Below are 15,931 nucleotides of genomic sequence, written 5' to 3'. Positions count from 1 at the left end.
TGAAATCCTTATTCCGACGGTTTGGCCAGCACAGCCATGGCCTCGGCCGCAAATTGACGGGATGCGGCCAGCGCGGCGTCGCGCGCGTCGGCCCGCTCGATCCAGGATTGCGCCGCGGCGCGATCAGCCGGCTCCAGCGTTTTCAATTCTCGCCGTGCCTCGTTGAAATCGTTGCGCAGAGCCGCCGCCGTGATCCGCGCCACCACGGCGCCGCGATCCGTGCCGGCGGTATCGGTGCGTTCGATCTTGACCAGTTTGGCGGCGCCCGCCTGCAGACGATCGACGATACCGGTGCCGGTCGTGGCGGTGTTCTGTTGCGAGGCAGGCATAAGCTTCGGCACCACCGCGAGCAGTTCCGTGCTCAGCTTGCCGGCGTTCGGCACGCCCTTGTCAGCGAATTGATCCAGCGGCTTCAGCGCATCGGGATTGGGTGCCAGAGCTTTCGCCGTCGAGAGCGCCACCGGATAGGGATCACCGACCCGAACCAGAACGTCGAGCAGTGCGGCGGCCAGCACCCGGCGCCACGGCATATCGTTGGCGGCCTTGGCGTCGGCTGATCTGGTGTCGGCGATCTTGCTGCCTTGTTGCGCGATCTCGGCGCCTTGCGTGCGCATCTGACTCTCGATCTTTGCGATGCGCGCATCGATCCCCGAGAGATCGGGCAACGCGGCGCCGTCGGCGCGTGGCGCGGACTTCACCTCGTTGAGCGCGGACGCCAACTTCTCGCCTTGCGCCCCCATCGCCATCAGTTCGCTGCGCAACGCCGCAACGGTTTTTTCCAGGGCCTCGGTGCGCGCGGCTGCGTTGGGATCGGAAACCCACTTGTTGACCTTCGGCTCCAGCCCGGCGACACGGGCGGAGAGAGAGTCGATGGTGGCGCTGAGTTGCGATGTTGCCGGCGCGGACGCCGGCTGAACCGGCGGCCAGCCCAGCATCCAGCCGACGCCAATCACCAGCGCGGCCGCGACCGCGCCGGAAACCGGCGCGACTACCCAAGGGGAGACGGACGGCGAAACGGGCCGCGAAGGCGGTTCGGCGGCAATGGGAGCTTCCTCAACCGGCGCTTGGGCGATCTCGGGTGCGGGTTCAGCTACGGGCTCGGGCGCCGCTTCGGCAGCACCTTTCGTCTCGCTCGACACGTCCGTTGCCTTGAGATCGATGGTCGGCGGCTCTCGCTTCGGCCGGCCCGAATCGGGCAGCGATCCAGTGTCTTCGGGCCTGTTATCGACCATCACACGGTTCCCTTGAATGGTTAGGTGCCGGAACTTTAGCAGAGTCGGGACGTCTTAGAGCATGATCCGGCGGTGGCGGCACCGGTTTTCCGATAAGACCATGCTCAGACTTAAAGATTAGGCATCAAGATGAGGGTTTCGCCCGGGGCTGCAACGCGCGGGTAAGCGCCTCGAACAGGGCATTTTCATCCGGCGACGTCGCCGCCGTCACCTGGCTCGCGCCGGCGTCCCGCAACACCGCGGCCACCGCCGCCGAAATGCAGCATTGCGGCAGCGCCAATGCCGAGATTTCGACGCCGCCGGCGCGCGCCGCCTCCAGGAATGCACGCGCGCTGCGTCGCGAGTAATGCAGCACGGCCTCGACCTCATGCGCCACGAAAGCGTCACATACCTCGCGTGGCAGGCTGGGCGCGAGCACCATCCGGTAGGTGGTCTGCGTCACGACCGTAAATCCGTTTTCGCCGAGTTCGCCGGCAAGGTCGCGCGCCAGATCGGCGCCGGCAAGGTACAGGATGGGGCTACTCTTCTTCAGTTGCTTCGATTTTGCGCCCGCCAGCACCAGATCGCGCAGCGCGCCCGCGTCGCCTTTCGACGCGATCACCTCGGCAAAGCCGGCCTCGCGCGCCGCGGCCGCGGTATTTTCTCCGACCGCAAACAGCGGCAGCCTGAGCAGCCGGCTGTCTGCCAGATGCGACGCGAGGGCGCGCAGGGCGTTGGCGCTGGTGACGATGACGGCGCCGTAGGTTGCATCCGCATCGTCCTGGAACGACACAGGCTCGAACCGCAGCATTGGCGCGCGCAAGACGTCGAATCCCCGGGCGCGAAGCGCCTTCGCCGTGGTCTCATCGTCAGGACTTGGACGCGTGACGAGAACGGCCATATTTCATATCTCCGCCAACACGATTTCGGCATTCCCAGGCGATTGCACCTTGCGACCTCGTGATGCTACGCGGTTACCGAAGCGTTGTTTTTGGCGACAGCGCAAGAATTCATCAAGGGTTCAATTTGGACAACGACAAGCCGATGCTGGTGCTGGGTATCGAGACCACCTGCGATGAAACCGCAGCCGCCGTGGTCGAGCGCCAGCGCGACGGCAGCGCCAGGATTCTGTCCAATATCGTACGCTCGCAAACATCGGAACATGCCCGTTTCGGCGGCGTGGTGCCGGAGATCGCGGCGCGCGCCCATGTCGACCTGCTCGATGGCATCGTCGGCCAGGCCATGAAGGACGCCAATGTCGGCTTTGCGCAATTGTCGGCGGTGGCGGCGGCCGCCGGCCCCGGCCTGATCGGCGGGGTGATCGTCGGCCTGACCACGGCCAAGGCGATTGCGATGGTTCATGATACGCCGTTAATTGCGGTCAATCATCTCGAGGCGCATGCGCTGACGCCACGGCTCACCTGCGCACTCGCATTTCCCTATTGCCTGTTCCTCGCCTCCGGCGGCCACACCCAGATCGTGGCTGTTGTCGGCGTCGGTCAATATGTGCGACTCGGCACCACCGTCGACGATGCGATGGGCGAAGCCTTCGACAAGGTCGCGAAGATGATGTCGCTGCCCTATCCGGGCGGGCCAGAGGTTGAGCGCGCGGCGGCACGCGGCGATGCCAAACGTTTTGCCTTTCCGCGGCCGATGCTCGGACGTCCCGATGCAAATTTTTCGCTGTCGGGATTGAAGACCGCTGTTCGTAACGAGGCCAACCGCCTGATGCCGCTGGAGCCGCAGGACGTCGACGATCTCTGCGCCGGTTTTCAGGCCGCGGTGCTGGAATCGACAGCGGACCGGCTGAGCGTGGGCTTAAGGTTGTTTCACGAACGGTTTGGTCCGCCGCGGGCGCTGGTTGCGGCCGGCGGCGTCGCCGCCAATCATGCCATCCGCGCCGCGTTGCAGAACGTTGCCGCGAAAGCGCAGACCACGTTGATCATTCCGCCGCCCGCGCTGTGCACGGATAACGGCGCGATGATCGCCTGGGCCGGCGCGGAACGGATGGCGCTCGGATTGACCGATACGCTGGATGCGCCGCCACGCGCGCGCTGGCTGCTGGATGCCAACGCTAAAGCGCCGGCCGGCTTCACCAATACCCGCGCAGGATTTTAGGTTTTCGCATGGAATGGAGACACAAAACGAGCTCTCTCTTACCTCGCCCCGCTTGCGGGGAGAGGTCGGATTGCGCAGCAATCCGGGTGAGGGGGTACCGCGCTCACCTCGTACTCGCCCGCGGAAGCACCCCCTCACCCCAACCCTCTCCCCGCAAGCGCGGGGCGAGGGAGCAAAGCTGAGGCCGTTCGATGTCATCGTTCAATTCAGTCGCGGTGATCGGTGCCGGCGCCTATGGCACGGCGCTCGCCAGCGCTGCCAGACGCGCCGGCCGCGACGTCACGCTCTATGCGCGGAGCGCCGACAGCGCCGCGCAGATGAAGGCGACGCGGCAAAATCCAAGGCTGCCCGGCGTCAGCCTCGACGGCAGCATCAACATCACCGCCGACATGGCCGCGGCAGCGCGCACCGATATCGTCCTGATCGCAACACCTGCGCAAAGCTTGCGCCAGGCTGCGATGGCGCTGGCACCGCTCCTCATGTCTTCGGCTCCCGTCGTCGCCTGCGCCAAGGGCATCGAACGCGGCACGCATCGGTTCATGACCGAGGTGATTGCCGAGGCCATACCAAATGCAATCCCTGCCATCCTATCGGGACCAAACTTCGCCGACGATGTCGCGCGCGGCCTTCCGACCGCCGTCACGTTGGCCGCAAAGGATGAGGCGCTGGCGAGCCGTCTTGTGCAGGCGCTCGGCTCATCAACCTTCCGGCCCTATCACACCACGGATGTTCGTGGTGTCGAGATCGGCGGCGCGGCCAAGAACGTGCTGGCGATCGCCGCCGGCATCGTCGTCGGCCGGCAGCTCGGCGCCTCGGCGCTGGCTGCACTCACCACGCGCGGCTTCAGCGAACTTGCGCGCCTCGGCCGCGCCTGCGGCGCGCGCAGCGAAACGCTGGCGGGCCTGTCGGGTCTCGGCGACTTGATCCTGAGCTGCTCCAGCCTGCAGTCGCGCAATTTCGCCTTCGGCATCGCGCTTGGGCGCGGCGAGCAGCCGGACCGTGGCAAGCTCGCCGAAGGCGAGTTCACCGCACCGGTCCTGATCGAACTGGCGGCTTCGCAGAATGTCGATATGCCGGTATCAAAGGCGGTAGCGGCGATCCTGGGCGGCAAGGTGACGATCGACGCGGCGATCGAGGGCCTGCTGACGCGGCCGTTCAAGGCGGAGGAATGATTTCTCCTCGTCATGCCCGCGCAAGAGCGCGAAGCGCGTCTTCGATACGTCCTTGTCGCGGGCATCCACGTCTTGGATAATAGTGTCAAAGGAAGACGTGGATGGCCGGAACAAGTCCGGCCATGACGAACAGGTGGTGGGCGTCATGAATTACTGGCTGGTGAAATCCGAACCCTCGGTCTGGTCGTGGGACCAGCAGGTCGCGAAAGGCGCAAAGGGCGAAGCCTGGACCGGCGTGCGCAACTTCACCGCCCGCCAAAACCTCGTGAACATGAAGAAGGGCGACAAGGCCTTCTTCTATCATTCCAACGAGGGCAAGGAGATCGTCGGCATCGCGGAAGTCATCAAGGAAGCCTATCCCGATCCGTCCGACAAAACCGGAAAATTCGTCTGCGTCGACATCAAGGCCGACAAGCCCTTGAAGACGCCGGTGACGATGGCCGCGATCAAGGCCGACAAGAAACTCGCCGACATGGCGCTGGTGAAATATTCGCGGCTGTCGGTGCAGCCGGTGACCGCCGACGAATGGAAGATGGTCTGCAAGATGGGCGGGCTGTAAGTAGCCCCATCGCGCACTTCCGTAGGGTGGGCAAAGCGAAGCGTGCCCACCGTTCAGTATCCCGATGTCGGTAGATGGTGGGCACGCTGCGCTTTGCCCACCCTACGGCTTCGGCGTTACGCCGCCGCCGCCGTCACCACCTGCGCCAGCAGCGCCTCGCGCTTGGCTTGCGTGCGGTAGCCCTTCATCGTCGCGGCGAAGCGTTCGAGGATGCCGTCTTCGAAAGCAGTGACGATGGTGTCGTGGACGTAGCTCTTGCGGCAGATCGCCGGCGTGTTCGACAGTTCGTCGGCAGCGGCGCGCACCGCATCCAGCACCTGCTTCTTGCGGCCGCGGGCGCTTGCCGCCGGCGAAATCCGCGACAGCGATTCCAGCACCACGGCCGAGGCCATCAGGGTGCGAAAATCCTTCAGCGAAATCTTGATGCCGGCAATCTCGCGCAGGAACGCATTCACCGTCGTGGTCGAGACGGTGCGGACGGTGTCGGAATTGTCGCGGTATTGGAACATGCGCTTGCCCGGCACGGTGCGCAAAATGCCGATGGCGCGCACGAGTTTCGCGGCGTCGCATTCCTTGCGCACGGCCTTGCCGCCCTTGGCCTTGAAGGTCAGGACGAAGCAATCGTCTTCCAGCGTGACGTTGGATTTCAGCATCGTGGTGGCGCCGCGGGTGCCGTTGAGGCGGGCGTAGGATTCGTTGCCCGGGCGGATCGCGGTGCGCGCGATCAGCTCGATCACCGCGGAGAGCGCGAATTCGCGTGTCGGCTCGTCGCCGGACAGGAACGCCGAGACTTTTCGACGGATCTTCGGCAACGCCGCCACCAGCCGCGCCAGGCGGTGCGCCTTGCGCTGCTCGCGGACCTTTTCCCAATCGGCGTGATAACGGTACTGCAGCCGTCCTGCCGCATCGATGCCGACGGCCTGCAGATGCGAAGAAGGATCGGCCGAATAGCGGACGTCGCGATAGGCCGGCGGCACCGCCATCGAATGCAGGCGGCGGATGGTGCCGGCGTGACGGATCTGCGTGCCGTTGGCGCGATGGAATGAATAGCCCTTGCCGCGCTTGACGCGGCGGATGGTCAGCCCGTTCTGATCGCCAAGTTTGAGGCCGAGCTCCTGGGCCAGCTCTTCGACGGAGGTCTTGGCGACGATGTGCGGCTTTGCCGCGGATGACTTGGCAGTTTCCCTGACCGGTTCCTTCGGCAGTTGCCCAAGCGCTTGCGCCAGTGCGACGGCGGGATCGGCGGAAACGGGCCGCGTAGCCTCGAAACTCTGCTGATCCATCATGTCCGTTGTCGCCTTGCTCCGCCTGTTTCGCCGGTAATGCCCGTTGTTGTGGCTTGGTTCCGGTGAGCCGTCCGGCCCCGGGGTGGCCATTTAGGGGGTAACGAACCACTTGGCGAGTCCCGATTCCGTCATTGACGGTTATTGGATACCTTTCATGGGAGCCATTCCGGTGATAACGTTGATTTCGCCCTGAGGGTGGTCGCGAAAATTGGTCGGAATTTGATCCGCGGCAAGGCAGGGAACCGGCTGACCGACCAAGGTCGCAGACGTTCCGCCTTGTCCGGGCATCGCCCCGCGACGCATAATCGCTGCAACAATTCAGGACGATTGCGGCCGCCCGACGTGTGCGGCGGCAATGAGTGGGAGGGAAAGATGTCCGAGAAGATTTACGACGTATCAGCCGATTGGGCCAAACGCGCCTTTGTCACCGATGCCAAGTACCGCGAAATGTACGCCCGCTCGGTCTCGGACCCCAACGGTTTCTGGGCCGAACAGGCCAAGCGGGTGGACTGGATCAAGCCGCCCCACAAAATCGAAAACGTCTCCTTCGCCCCCGGCAACATCTCGATCAAATGGTTCGAGGATGGCGTCCTCAACGCCGCCTGGAACTGCATCGACCGTCATCTGGACAAGCGCGGCCACCAGACCGCGATCATCTGGGAAGGCGACGATCCCTCGCAGTCCAAGCACATCACCTACCGCCAGCTGCACGACGAAGTCTGCAAGATGGCCAACATCCTGCGCACAAGGAACGTCAAGAAGGGCGACCGCGTCACGATCTATCTGCCGATGATCCCGGAAGCGGCCTATGCGATGCTGGCCTGCGCGCGGATCGGCGCCATTCATTCGGTGGTGTTCGCGGGCTTCTCGCCCGACAGCCTCGCCCAGCGTATCACCGATTGCCAGTCCAAGGTCATCATCACCGCCGACGAGGGACTGCGCGGCGGCAAGAAGGTGCCGCTGAAGGCCAATGTCGATGCGGCGGTTGCCAAAGCCGGCGGCGTCGATTGGGTCGTCGTGGTCAAGCGCACCGGTGCAGCCGTCGACATGAATCCGTCGCGCGATTTCTGGTATCACGAAGCGGCTGCGATGGTGACGACCGAATGCCCGGTCGAGCACATGCACGCGGAAGACCCGCTGTTCATTCTCTACACATCAGGCTCCACCGGCCAGCCGAAGGGCGTGCTGCACACCACCGGCGGCTATCTCGTATTCGCGTCGCTGACGCACCAATACGTGTTCGATTATCACGACGGTGACATCTACTGGTGCACCGCCGACGTCGGCTGGGTCACCGGCCACAGCTATATTCTGTATGGACCGCTGGCGAACGGTGCGACCACGCTGATGTTCGAAGGCGTGCCGAATTATCCGGATAATTCCCGCTTCTGGAACGTCATCGACAAGCACAACGTCAACATCTTCTACACCGCACCGACTGCGATTCGCGCGCTGATGCAGGCCGGCGATGCGCCGGTGCAGAAGACCTCGCGCAAGAGCCTGCGCCTGCTCGGCTCGGTGGGCGAGCCGATCAATCCGGAAGCATGGGAATGGTATCACCGCGTCGTCGGCGACGGCCGCTGCCCGATCGTCGACACCTGGTGGCAGACCGAGACCGGCGGCATCCTGATCACGCCGCTGCCGGGCGCGACAAAACTCAAGCCGGGTTCGGCGACGCGGCCGTTCTTCGGCGTGGTGCCTGAGATCGTCGACGCCGACGGCAAGGTGCTGGAAGGCGAAACGTCAGGCAATCTCTGCCTCGCCAAATCCTGGCCGGGTCAGATGCGCACGGTCTATGGCGATCACGCTCGTTTCGAGCAGACCTATTTCTCGACCTACAAGGGCAAGTATTTTACCGGCGACGGCTGCCGCCGGGATGCCGACGGCTATTACTGGATCACCGGCCGCGTCGATGACGTCATCAACGTCTCCGGCCACCGCATGGGCACCGCCGAGGTCGAGAGCTCGCTGGTCGCGCATGCCAAGGTGTCGGAAGCCGCCGTCGTGGGCTACCCCCACGACATCAAGGGCCAGGGCATCTACGCCTATGTGACGCTGATGGCCGGCACCGAGCCGACCGAGGAGTTGCGGAAAGAGCTGGTCGCCTGGGTGCGCAAGGACATCGGGCCGATCGCCTCCCCCGACCAGATCCAGTTCGCCCCGGGCCTGCCGAAAACCCGCTCCGGCAAGATCATGCGCCGCATCCTGCGCAAGATCGCCGAGGACGAGCCGTCGAGCCTCGGCGACACCTCGACCCTCGCCGACCCCGCCGTGGTCGACGATCTCGTCAAGAACCGGCAGAACAAGAAGGGCGCACCGGCATAGGGCTATCGCACCCCCCGCATCGTCATGGCCGGGCATAGCCGTCCGAAGGACGGCGTCGCTTCCGCTCGCCTGGGCCCGGCCATCCACGTCTTGGCCTGCAAAGGAAGGTGTGGATTCCCCGGGATGACGGGTTTGTGGGACTGATTCCGGCACACCGAAGCAGCAGATCCTGCCGGAAATTCCCATCGCTCACGCGCTTGTCAGTGGCGAGCCCGCCTCAGTGGGCTTTTCGCTGCCATGTGTTGTTTTCCGGTTATTTACTTTATTTCCAACATTTCCTTTGTTCCGCCAGTCGAAATCAGTCTCGAGGGCCGGCGTTGAAACCAGCCGGTCAGTTCGCGCGACTAAACTGAAGGCCGCGCACGCGAGACAGCGGGCCGTCAAGACTTGAAAGGATAGTTGAGGGTCCCCGAGAGGGCGGGCAGAGTGGAGCTGGGAAATGTTTACGAGAATTGCGGTGGCGTTGGCCGCCACCATGGCTGCGGGCATTGCGATGTCGTCGGCGGCGCAAGCGCGGCCGGAACTGGTTGCCATCAGCGACGATTACGCGCCGGGTACGATCGTCGTGAAAACCCATGAGCGGCGTCTCTACCTCGTTCTCGAATCCGGCCGCGCGATGCGCTATCCGGTCGGCGTCGGCAAGGCCGGCAAGCAATGGTCGGGCACCACCAAGATCGACGGCAAATATCTCAACCCGGCCTGGGCGCCGCCGAGCGAAGTCAAGCGCGACAAGCCTGACATGCCGGACGTCATTCCCGGCGGCTCGCCGCGCAACCCGATGGGCGTTGCGGCGATGACGCTGGCCGGCGGCGAATACGCCATTCACGGCACCAACGTGCCAGGCTCAATCGGCGGTTTCGTTTCCTACGGCTGCATCCGCATGCTCAACGACGACATCGCCGACCTCTATCAACGCGTGCCGGTCGGAACGACCGTGACTGTCACACGTTGATCTTCGGATCAGATTGAAACAAGAGCCGCGCGATTGCGCGGCTCTTTCATTTCATTTGGATAATGGCTGGCTTGCGGTCGCGCACCAGCCGTTGCGGTGGCCGCCGCCATAGCTGCGCGCATGGCCTGCGGCGAGCATGGCCGTCGATACGTTCCCGGTGCGCCTCGTCGCGGCGTCGGCCACGACCCGGCCGCTATATTTGTCCGGCCCGATATTGAAGATCGTGACATCGCCCTCGCGCAGCAGCGCGCGCAGGGCATCGGTCGCAGCTTCCGCCATCTGCAGCTCCTGCGGACACGACGCCTTCAATTCGGGAGCATCGATACCGCGCAGCCGTATGCGCGTAGTCGGTTCGAGGCCGGGCGACAAATGCACCCGCGCCTCGAACGTGTCGCCGTCGATGGCGCGGATGACATCGACGGGGTGACGCATGTCAGGACTTCCAGCCCGCTTCCAGACCAGCTCGGCGTCGCGCGCCGCCTGGCTGTCGGTGAGATCAGGCAACGCTCGCCGCACCCAGTCCCGCACCGGCAGCATCGACACCGCCGCCACGCACAGCACGAACACCCACGGCAGGGCGGCCGCAAACCAGCGCCGCGAGGGACCCCGGCGCGAGGCCCGGTATGCGTTCATTCTCTCGTAGGGGGACATATTTCGACTAAGGGCTGAGTCGCCTCTTCCGGCAAGACCCTCAGGCGATCAAAAATCCGACGCGATCCCTTTGCGCTCCCAATCGCCATAGCGGGTCGGTTCCGGGCCCTTCGGTCCCTGGAATTCCTTCTGCAGCGTCGTTGCATTGGCCTCGGCAGCCTTGCGGCGCGCTTCGGCCTCGGCGAGCGCGCGCTCGGCCGCGGGCGTCAGCTTCTTGCGTTCCGCGACAGGTGCGGAAGATGAAGAATTGTCGGTCATCGCAACTCATCCATAGCATGGGATGGGCGCACAGATGACATCACATTCGCAAAATTGTCTGTGGCGATTCTTACATTTGGCATATTCGCATGCCAAAGGAACCTCCCATCCATTGGCATGAGCCGAACCTTTCCGCCTTCCGAGACATTGCTGCTGCATGCCCCCGTCAAGATTCGCAGTACCTTCAGAAGTGCCCGGCCTCGCAGCGCGGCGCATCGCGGCTGACATTCTCGACGGCGTGCTGCACAAGCATCGCACCCTCGACGACCAGCTCGACGGCGCCGGCGCGCATCCCGGCCTGAAGACACTCGCCGATCGCGACCGCGCTTTGATGCGGCGGCTGGTGGCGACGATCCTGCGGCGGCTCGGCACGCTCGGCCATTTGCTGTCGCGCCTGCTCGATCGCGGCATCCCGACGGACGCGCCGCGCGCGCAGAGCGCGCTGCTGATCGGAGCGGCGCAGATTCTCTGGATGGACGTACCCGATCACGCCGCCGTCGATCTTTCGGTGCGGCTGGTGCAATCGGATCGGCGCGCCGCGAAATATGCCGGCCTCGTCAACGCCGTGTTGCGCCGCTGCGCCCGCGAGGGACAACCGCTGATCGAGGAAGTCAAATCGCAGACGCTGGACATTCCGCCGTGGCTGCTCGCGCGCTGGATCGGTGCCTATGGCGAGAGCACTGCGCGAGAGATGGCGCGCGCCATCGGCCACGAGCCGTCACTCGACATCACCGTGAAGGCCGACGCGCCGCAATGGGCGAACCGTCTGCATGGCGAAACCTTGCCGACCGGAACGGTGCGCACGCTGTTGCAGGGTGCGGTGACCATGCTGCCTGGTTTCTCCGAGGGACAATGGTGGGTGCAGGACGCCGCCGCTGCGCTGCCGGCGCGGTTGTTTGGCGACGTCGGCGGCAAGACCATTGTCGACCTCTGCGCCGCGCCTGGCGGCAAGACCGCACAGCTCGTGCAGGCCGGCGCGCGCGTCACCGCAGTCGATCGCTCGCCGGCGCGCATGGCGCGGCTGCGCGACAATCTGGCGCGGCTTTCGCTGCAGGCCGATGACGTCGTGACCGATGCCGCCGAGTGGCAGGGCCCCGGCAATGGCGGCTTCGACGGCGTGCTGGTGGATGCGCCCTGCACCTCCACCGGCACCATCCGTCGTCACCCTGACGTCGCCTGGCTGCGTCAGGAAACCGATATCGCGACGCTGTCGGCATTGCAGAAGCGGCTGTTGCAACGGGCGGTCGCACTGCTCAAGCCGGGCGGAACGCTGGTCTATTGCACCTGTTCGCTGGAGCCCGAGGAAGGCGAGCAGGCGGTCGCGTCCCTGCTGGCAGCCGAACCGGGCGTGCGCCGGGTCCCGATCGAGACGGGCGAGGTCGCAGGCTTGAGCGAAATCGTCACCGCGTCAGGCGATTTGCGCACCCTGCCCTTCCATTTGCCCCATCCCGACCCCCGGCTCGGCGGGATGGATGGATTTTACGCGGCACGTCTGGTTAAAACCTGATTTTCGCCCAGAATCTCCCGGCCTTCGGGTGATTCGTCTGTGTTCAAGATGGTGTCATACCGGCGTTTCCGGATTAAAAGGATTCGCCAGAATACCCCTCCCTCCCTAAGCCCAAGGCACGGCGTGTCGGTCGCTCAACGCAGACGCATCTCGACGCTTATCATGAGCCGCTCGGCGCGGACCGTGATCGCGCGCGCGACCGGCGCGACGGTGGCAGTGTCGCGGCTGTGGCCCGGCCGCGCCGACCGGCTGATCATCGCGCCACATGACCTGCGTACCGCCGACGCCACCCGCGCCGCCGAAATCTATGCCGGCCGCTTCGTGTTCGCCGGCAAGATCGTGACCTGCCACGGCCGCTCGATCTTCGACCTCGAGCCGCCGTCGGAAGATTGGGAAGTCGCCCTGCTCGGCTTCGGCTGGCTGCGCCACTTGCGCGCCGCCGACACCGCGCTGACCCGCGCCAATGCCCGCTCGCTGGTCGATGACTGGATCTCGAATCCGGGACGCCGGCGGCCGCTCGAACGCCGCCCCGACGTGCTGGCGCGGCGCGTTATCTCGCTGTTGTCGCAGGCGCCGCTGGTGCTCGGCGACACCGACGGAAAGTTCTATCGCAAATATCTGCGCGGGCTGACCCGCGAGATCCGCTATCTGCGCTACACGACGCTCGACATCGCCGACGGCGTGCCGCGGCTGCAGGTTTTGATCGCGCTGTGCTACGCCTCGCTGTGCCTTGCCAACCAGGCGCGGAACATCCGCTCCGCGACGCGCCGGTTGTCCGACGAATTGCAGCGGCAGATCCTGCCCGACGGCGGACATATCTCGCGCAACCCCGGCGCGCTGGTCGAACTGCTCAGCGATCTCTTGCCGCTGCGCCAGACCTTTGCGGCCCGCAACATCGCGCCGCCGCCGGCGCTGCTCAATGCGATCGACCGCATGATGCCGATGCTGCGCTTCTTCCGCCACGGCGACGGCAGCTTTGCGCTGTTCAACGGCATGAGCAACGCGCCCTCGGACCTGGTGGCGACGCTGCTCGCCTATGACGATACCCATGGCGTGCCGATGGCGAACATGCCGCATACCGGCTTCCAGCGTCTCGATGCCGGCACCACGACAGTCATCATCGACACCGGCCCGCCGCCGCCGCCGAACGTCAGCCAGGAAGCGCATGCCGGCTGTCTCTCGTTCGAATTGTCGTCCGGACCGAGCCGGATCGTCATCAATTGCGGTATGCCCTCCACCGGCCGGGACAATTGGCGCACCTTTGCGCGCAGCACGGCGGCGCATTCGACCCTGACCTATCACGATACATCCTCATGCCAGTTCGTCGAGCTGTCGGCGATGAAGAAGCTGCTGCAAGGCGCGCCTGTCGTCAGCGGTCCGGCCAATGTAGAAAGCTACCGCGAGGCGATGGCGGACGGCGATCTCCTGACTACTTCGCATGACGGCTATCTCGGCCGGTTCGGCGCCCTGCATCGCCGCGTGCTGATGATTTCCCATGACGGTGCAAGGCTCGACGGCGAGGACACGGTCTCGCCGGCGCCGGGCGGCCGCATCAAGGGCGCCGAGTCCGATTTTGCGCTGCGGTTTCACCTGCATCCTGCGGTAAAGGCCAGCCGTCTGAGCGATGCGCGCGGCGTGATGCTGGTATTGCCCAACCGCGACGTCTGGACCTTCGAGGCGCTCGACGACAAGGTCGACCTCGAGGACAGTGTATTTCTCGCCGGTAATGACGGCCCCCGCCGCACCGCCCAGATCGTGATCCGCCAGGATTCCCGCCACGCCTCCTCGATCCGCTGGAGCTTTGTCCGCTCATCGACGACGGCTGCCGGCACCAACGCCCGCCGCAATGCGCGGCGCGAGCCGGAACTGCCGCTCTAGAGTCTCCTGCAGAGACGGCAATCTGCGCCCATTGTGAACCTCGCCAAAAGCTGCTAACCAGCGCGCTCTCGCGCGACTGGCGACTTTGGATGGAGCACCATCGGGAAGCGCGAGAGTAATCGCCGCGCGCCTGGGCATAAGCATCCCCTAACAAAGGACCTTGCCCATGACTGATACGACCCGCCGCGTCACCCGCGCTCTATTATCCGTTTCCGACAAGACCGGCCTGATCGAATTCGCCAAGGTACTCGCTGGCCATGGCGTCGAGCTCGTCTCCACCGGCGGCACTGCAAAGGCAATCGCGGCAGCCGGACTGAAGGTTAAGGACGTCTCCGAACTCACCGGCTTTCCCGAAATGATGGATGGCCGGGTCAAGACGCTTCATCCGAAGGTGCATGGCGGCCTGCTCGCGATCCGCGACAACAAGGAACATGCTGAGGCGATGAAGTCGCACGGCATCGCGCCGATTGATCTGCTCGTCGTCAATCTCTACCCGTTCGAGGCGACCGTCGACAAAGGCGCGGGCTATGAGGACTGCATCGAGAATATCGACATCGGCGGTCCAGCAATGATCCGCGCGGCGGCGAAGAACCATGACGATGTCGCGGTGGTCGTCGAGGCGCAGGATTATCAGGCCGTGCTCGACGAACTCGCCGCCAACAAGGGCGCAACCACGCTGCCGCTGCGTCGCCGCCTCGCCGCCAAAGCCTATGCCCGCACCGCAGCCTATGACGCCGCGATCTCGAACTGGTTCGCTGTCCAGCTCAACGACAACGCGCCCGATTTCCGCGCCTTCGGCGGCAGGCTGATCCAGTCGCTGCGCTATGGAGAAAACCCGCACCAGACCGCAGCGTTCTATGCAACGCCCGAGAAGCGGCCGGGCGTCTCGACCGCACGGCAGTTGCAGGGCAAGGAGCTCTCCTACAACAACATCAACGACACCGATGCCGCCTATGAATGCATCGGCGAGTTCGATCCCGCGCGTACCGCGGCCTGCGTCATCGTCAAGCACGCCAACCCCTGCGGCGTCGCCGAAGGGCCCGATCTCATCACCGCCTATCGCCGCGCACTCACCTGCGATTCCACATCCGCCTTCGGCGGCATCGTGGCCCTCAACCGCACGCTCGATGCGGAATCGGCCCGCGCCATCACCGAGATCTTCACCGAAGTGATCATCGCGCCTGACGCCACAGAAGAAGCGATCAAGATCGTTGCAGCCAAGAAAAACCTTCGGCTGCTGCTAGCCGGCGGACTGCCCGACCCGCGCAGCGTGGGTTTGACGGCTAAGACAGTGGCCGGCGGTCTCCTTGTTCAGAGCCGCGACAACGCCGTGATCGATGACATGAACCTGAAGGTCGCGACCAAGCGCGCGCCAACCGAGGCTGAGCTGCGCGATCTCAAATTCGCCTTCCGCGTCGCCAAGCACGTCAAGTCGAACACCATCATCTACGCCAGGGATCTCGCCACCGTCGGCATCGGCGCCGGCCAGATGAGCCGGGTCGACTCCGCGCGCATCGCCGCCCGCAAGGCGCTGGACGCCGCGGCCGAACTCAAGCTCGCCGAGCCGCTGACCAAGGGCTCCGTCGTTGCATCGGACGCCTTCTTCCCCTTCGCCGACGGCATGCTGGCCTGCATCGAGGCCGGCGCGACGGCCGTGATCCAGCCCGGCGGCTCGATGCGCGACGAGGAAGTGATCAAGGCCGCGGACGACCACGGCATCGCCATGGTGTTCACGGGCACCAGGCATTTCAGGCATTGATCGACTAACGCACCCGTCGTCATTGCCTGCGACAAACGCGAAGCGTTTGCGCAAGGGAGCGAAGCGTCCATGTCTCCGCTTGTGGCGCAATGGATTGCTTCGCTTCGCTCGCAATGACGAACTGAGAGCCGTAGATGGGGTAACGGGCCCCGGTCCACCCTCCAGGCAAGCCGCGCTTGCTACGGCGGTGTTGGGTGGCGCGCTTCGCGCGACCTGCCTGGAAGGCGGGCGGTCGTCCCTCACATTGATGGTGTT

General features: G+C 64.8%; 13 protein-coding genes and 1 riboswitch. Of the genes, 8 read left to right on the top strand and 5 right to left on the bottom strand.

Annotated features, from left to right (window positions below):
- Positions 1-8 precede the first annotated feature (8 nt).
- The gene (locus AC0QUY_RS33835) at positions 9-1,232 is read right to left on the bottom strand and encodes a COG4223 family protein (RefSeq protein ID WP_475390343.1); all 1,224 of its coding nucleotides are present in this window, start codon (positions 1,230-1,232) and stop codon (positions 9-11) included.
- Positions 1,233-1,356: 124 nt separating this feature from the next.
- Positions 1,357-2,112 (bottom strand): uroporphyrinogen-III synthase, encoded by a 756-nt coding sequence (locus tag AC0QUY_RS33830; RefSeq protein ID WP_475390342.1) that lies wholly within the window; start codon positions 2,110-2,112, stop codon positions 1,357-1,359.
- 143 nt (positions 2,113-2,255) lie between these two features.
- On the opposite strand from AC0QUY_RS33830, the gene tsaD reads away from it, so the two are divergent.
- The 3 genes from tsaD to AC0QUY_RS33815 all read left to right on the top strand — a co-directional run bounded on the left by tsaD (position 2,256) and on the right by AC0QUY_RS33815 (position 5,060).
- Positions 2,256-3,329: a tRNA (adenosine(37)-N6)-threonylcarbamoyltransferase complex transferase subunit TsaD gene (gene tsaD, locus AC0QUY_RS33825; RefSeq protein WP_475390377.1), complete on the top strand. Its 1,074-nt coding sequence runs from the start codon at positions 2,256-2,258 to the stop codon at positions 3,327-3,329.
- Positions 3,330-3,520: 191 nt separating this feature from the next.
- Positions 3,521-4,501, top strand: a complete 981-nt coding sequence (locus tag AC0QUY_RS33820; protein WP_475390341.1) for an NAD(P)H-dependent glycerol-3-phosphate dehydrogenase — start codon at positions 3,521-3,523, stop codon at positions 4,499-4,501.
- A gap of 145 nt (positions 4,502-4,646) precedes the next feature.
- Positions 4,647-5,060 (top strand): EVE domain-containing protein, encoded by a 414-nt coding sequence (locus AC0QUY_RS33815; protein WP_475390376.1) that lies wholly within the window; start codon positions 4,647-4,649, stop codon positions 5,058-5,060.
- A gap of 116 nt (positions 5,061-5,176) precedes the next feature.
- Here the strand turns inward: AC0QUY_RS33815 and AC0QUY_RS33810 are convergent, their stop codons facing one another.
- A complete protein-coding gene (locus AC0QUY_RS33810; protein WP_475390340.1) occupies positions 5,177-6,346 on the bottom strand; it encodes a DNA topoisomerase IB in 1,170 nt (389 codons plus the stop codon).
- A gap of 372 nt (positions 6,347-6,718) precedes the next feature.
- On the opposite strand from AC0QUY_RS33810, the gene acs reads away from it, so the two are divergent.
- Together acs and AC0QUY_RS33800 are read left to right on the top strand one after the other, a co-directional pair.
- Positions 6,719-8,671, top strand: a complete 1,953-nt coding sequence (gene acs, locus AC0QUY_RS33805) for an acetate--CoA ligase (RefSeq protein ID WP_475390339.1) — start codon at positions 6,719-6,721, stop codon at positions 8,669-8,671.
- Between the two features lie 439 nt (positions 8,672-9,110).
- Positions 9,111-9,623: a L,D-transpeptidase gene (locus AC0QUY_RS33800; protein ID WP_161850929.1), complete on the top strand. Its 513-nt coding sequence runs from the start codon at positions 9,111-9,113 to the stop codon at positions 9,621-9,623.
- Between the two features lie 51 nt (positions 9,624-9,674).
- Here AC0QUY_RS33800 and AC0QUY_RS33795 read toward each other — a convergent pair whose 3' ends face one another.
- Together AC0QUY_RS33795 and AC0QUY_RS33790 are read right to left on the bottom strand one after the other, a co-directional pair.
- Positions 9,675-10,274 (bottom strand): thermonuclease family protein, encoded by a 600-nt coding sequence (locus AC0QUY_RS33795; RefSeq protein ID WP_475390338.1) that lies wholly within the window; start codon positions 10,272-10,274, stop codon positions 9,675-9,677.
- A 48-nt stretch (positions 10,275-10,322) separates the two neighbouring features.
- The gene (locus tag AC0QUY_RS33790; protein WP_161850930.1) at positions 10,323-10,532 is read right to left on the bottom strand and encodes a DUF1674 domain-containing protein; all 210 of its coding nucleotides are present in this window, start codon (positions 10,530-10,532) and stop codon (positions 10,323-10,325) included.
- Positions 10,533-10,689: 157 nt separating this feature from the next.
- Between AC0QUY_RS33790 and AC0QUY_RS33785 the strand changes: the two genes are divergently transcribed.
- From AC0QUY_RS33785 to purH, 3 genes are all read left to right on the top strand, one after another.
- Positions 10,690-12,039, top strand: a complete 1,350-nt coding sequence (locus AC0QUY_RS33785) for an RsmB/NOP family class I SAM-dependent RNA methyltransferase (RefSeq protein WP_161850931.1) — start codon at positions 10,690-10,692, stop codon at positions 12,037-12,039.
- A 162-nt stretch (positions 12,040-12,201) separates the two neighbouring features.
- Positions 12,202-13,917, top strand: a complete 1,716-nt coding sequence (locus tag AC0QUY_RS33780) for a heparinase II/III family protein (protein ID WP_475390337.1) — start codon at positions 12,202-12,204, stop codon at positions 13,915-13,917.
- A 62-nt stretch (positions 13,918-13,979) separates the two neighbouring features.
- Positions 13,980-14,060, top strand: a riboswitch (ZMP/ZTP riboswitch).
- Positions 14,061-14,083: 23 nt separating this feature from the next.
- The gene (gene purH / locus AC0QUY_RS33775; RefSeq protein ID WP_161850933.1) at positions 14,084-15,676 is read left to right on the top strand and encodes a bifunctional phosphoribosylaminoimidazolecarboxamide formyltransferase/IMP cyclohydrolase; all 1,593 of its coding nucleotides are present in this window, start codon (positions 14,084-14,086) and stop codon (positions 15,674-15,676) included.
- Positions 15,677-15,931: the final 255 nt, after the last annotated feature.

This window comes from Bradyrhizobium sp. WYCCWR15520 (assembly GCF_056174665.1).
This window is presented reverse-complemented; position numbering and strand designations above follow the sequence as displayed.